The sequence below is a fragment of the Puia sp. genome (assembly GCF_036500295.1).
Taxonomy (GTDB): Bacteria; Bacteroidota; Bacteroidia; order Chitinophagales; family Chitinophagaceae; genus Puia.
Map to the genome: position 1 here is coordinate 1 of NZ_DASYCH010000129.1, position 3,407 is coordinate 3,407.

The 3,407-nt window shown below is 54.8% G+C and carries 2 protein-coding genes; both read right to left on the reverse strand.

Annotated elements, in window-relative coordinates; all coding sequences use genetic code 11:
* Positions 1-79 precede the first annotated feature (79 nt).
* Positions 80-3,109, reverse strand: coding sequence for a family 20 glycosylhydrolase (locus VGM48_RS23735; protein WP_331583246.1), 3,030 nt, complete (start codon positions 3,107-3,109; stop codon positions 80-82).
* A 20-nt stretch (positions 3,110-3,129) separates the two neighbouring features.
* The coding region (locus VGM48_RS23740) for a CocE/NonD family hydrolase C-terminal non-catalytic domain-containing protein (protein ID WP_331583248.1) at positions 3,130-3,407 on the reverse strand (278 nt) is incomplete at its 5' end.

Sequence of the window (3,407 nt, forward strand, 5' to 3'; positions counted from 1 at the left end):
CAATGCAGCCGTTTCGGGTCTGACGGATGGCGATAGAATGACGTCCCGTGTCTGGTGGGATAAATAATTACGGGAAATATTATCCGATCCGGAAGAGGACCGCATGCTGGCCGATTATTTTATGTTGCAGCGAGGGGGGGATGATGATCACCATCTTCCTTCCCTCCTGTTTCCATTTGAGTGTTCCTTTAACGCCCAATAGGCTAACGTGGCTCTTTTTGGAAGGTGTCAGCCGGTCGATCGTTATTTCCGCGGGGAGGGTGACGTCCTTGTCTTCGCCGAGGTAAAAGGCATATTGGGTGGCTCCGTCCTTTGACTGCGTGAGATACACATTGCCGGAGGACCAGGGACGCAGCGGCCTGCTATTATAGATGCCTTCCCCGTTGATCTTCATCCATTCGCCTATTTCTTTCAGGCGGGCATAGGCCGTATCATCCCAGTCGCCTTCGGGAGAGGGGCCGACATTCAGCAGAAAATTACCGCCGCGGGAGACGATCTTTATCAGCAACTGGACGAGTTGTGTAGTGGATTTATAATGATCGTGGGGAACATAGCTCCAGGAGTTGCCCATGGTGAGGCAGGTTTCCCAGGGGTCTTCCATGGGATGTTGAGGAATCGTCTGTTCGGGGGTGGTATAATTCTCGAATTCTCCTGGCACGCTCCGATCGACGATGATGAGTCCTGGCTGATTCTTCCGGGCCATCGCCGCGATCCGGGGCATATCGATATCCTGGTCAAAGGGGATTTTCTTTTGCCAGTCGATGGCAGGATTGACGGAAGATAACGGCCGTACCCATCCGCCGTCGAGCCAGAGGAGGTCCATTTTGCCGTAGCCGGTCATCAGTTCTTCGATCTGGTTGTAGGTGTAGTCTTTGAAAGCCTTCCAGCGCTCCGGGTATTTGGCGGGGTCGTAATTGACATTTCTGTCCTTTGGCGGGAAATAGGGCCACCAATAATTCTCGCTGTGCCAGTCGGGTTTGGAGAAATAGGCGCCGATCATAAAGTCCTGTTTGCGGAAGGCGTCGAAGATCTCTTTGGCGATATTGCTTCGGGGGTTTGTGGAAAAGGGTGACAAGGAGGACGTGACTTTGTAGTCGGTCTGTTTGGTGTCGAACATACAGAAGCCATCGTGGTGTTTGGTGGTAAAGACGACGTATTTCATGCCGGCCTCTTTGGCTGCAGCGGCCCATTTTGCGGGGTCGAAGCGCGTAGGGTTGAACGTTGTCTGGAGGTGTTCGTATGCTTTTACGTATTCGTGGTAGTCGGCGGAGTAGGGGCCTTTACGGACCGTCCATCCTTCGTCTTCGGGGCAGATGCTCCAGCTTTCCACGATACCCCATTGGCTATAGGTTCCCCAGTGCATCAGGAGCCCGAACTTGCTGTCCTGCCATTGTCCAAGCTTCTCGCGGACAAGGGTATCCGCCGGGGGCATATAGGCCCGGTAGTAATTGGAATGCCAGAGGGCATAGCGTTGGTATTGGGTTTGGAGCCGCCGCTCAAAGTCCGGCCAGTTGCGGGTCTCCTTCGGGCTCCACAGGACCTCCGACAAGGCGCTCAACCGGGGGAAGAGCATATATTCCACCTTTCGGGGGTTCGTCATATATTCTGTCCATACATTGGCCTGTGCGCCCCGGATATGTTGCGCCTGTTCGGGTGTGAGACCGGGTGGCACCGGTTCATATTGGTATACTTTTTTCAAGGGCAGGTAACCGCCGATCGTCAGGGAATCATCGTTCTGCAATTGCGAGTGATCGAAATAGACATACTCGCCGGGAGTCATGATCACGTCATGGTTTTGGCGGGCTGCCTCGATGCCTCCTTTTTCTCCGCGCCAGCTCATGACTGTGGCGTTGGGTGCGAGACCGCCTTCGAGGATCTCGTCCCAGCCGATGATCTGCCGGCCTTTGGAATTGATAAATTTTTCGATCCGTTGTACAAAATAACTTTGCAGGCCGGCCTCGTCTTTTAGCCCGAGGTCCTTGATCCGTTTCTGGCATTTGGGGCAGACCTTCCAGCTATCTTTCGGGCATTCATCTCCTCCGATATGGATCAACTTAGAGGGGAAGAGCGCCATCACTTCGTCCAGTACATCTTCGAGGAACTGGAAAACGCTGTCGTTGCCTGCGCAATAGACATCCTTAAAAACGCCCCAGGATTGTTTTACCTGGTAGGGCCCGCCTGTGCAGCCCAGCCAGGGATAGGCGGCGAGTGCGGCGGAAGCGTGACCCGGCAATTCGATCTCGGGGATGACGGTGATATAACGGTCGGCTGCATACTTCACGACCTCCCCGATCTCGTCCTGGGTATAAAAGCCGCAATGCGGGGTGCTGTCGTTGCCGGTGCCGGGGTTATGGCCGATGATAGTGCCGCTGCGGCAGGAGCCGATCCCGGTCAGGCGGGGATATTTTTTTATTTCGATCCGCCAGCCCTGGTCTTCGGTGAGGTGCCAGTGGAACTCGTTCATTTTATGCAGCGCGATAAAGTCGATATATCGTTTTACAAAATCCACGGAGAAGAAATGACGGCCTACGTCGAGATGGAGTCCGCGGTAGGCGAAGCGGGGGTAGTCTTCGATATGGACGCAGGGGATCGAAAGTTTATTGCCGGGGGCACGTACGACGGGGTTGCCTCCGTCGATCGCGAAGGGGCCAACCGGGAGCAGTTGGATCAGGGTCTGGACGCCGTAGAAAATGCCGGAATGGGTTTCGCCGCTAATATTGATGGCCTCCGGAGATGACTGGAGGATATAACCGCCCTCGATCGCGGGAGAAGGAGCAACGAGGCCTGTACCTGCATTGGGGTCTGGCTGAACACCGGGGCTTGTGAAGAGCCGGATATAATTGTTTGCCGGGACCACCCCTGAGCGGATCACCCGCAGGCGATATCCGTAGATCTGTTCGAGATATCGGTTAAAAAAATCCACGGAACGGTCATCTGATCCGTCCGTGATAAGGACCGTGTTGGGATTGATGGGGAAGCTTCCCTGTTGCCAGGTGGCGCTGACGGGTTGGGGGATGATGGCGGGTTGTTGGGCAACAGATGACAGGCCCGAACAGATGCAGGCGCAAAAGATGGCGGATGCGAAAAGTGTTCGCAGGTATTTGCTCATGTGACGAATATAAGGTTTACTTATTTTAGCACGGGCAGGATGATCCCCGAAGGATGGGCGCCGTCATGGTAGATGCGGATATTGGCCTTTTGGAAGTCCGCCGCCGTGCAGGTGGGGATGTTCACGAAGGTCTGGGGGTTCCGGTCCACCAGGGGGAACCAACTGCTCTGCACCTGTACCATGAGGCGATGTCCTTTTTTAAAGGTATGATCGATCTCGTTGATATCGAAGGCCACTTCCGTCACCTGTCCCGGCACGAGTGGTTCGGGTTTTTCGAAGCTGTTGCGGAATTTGCAGC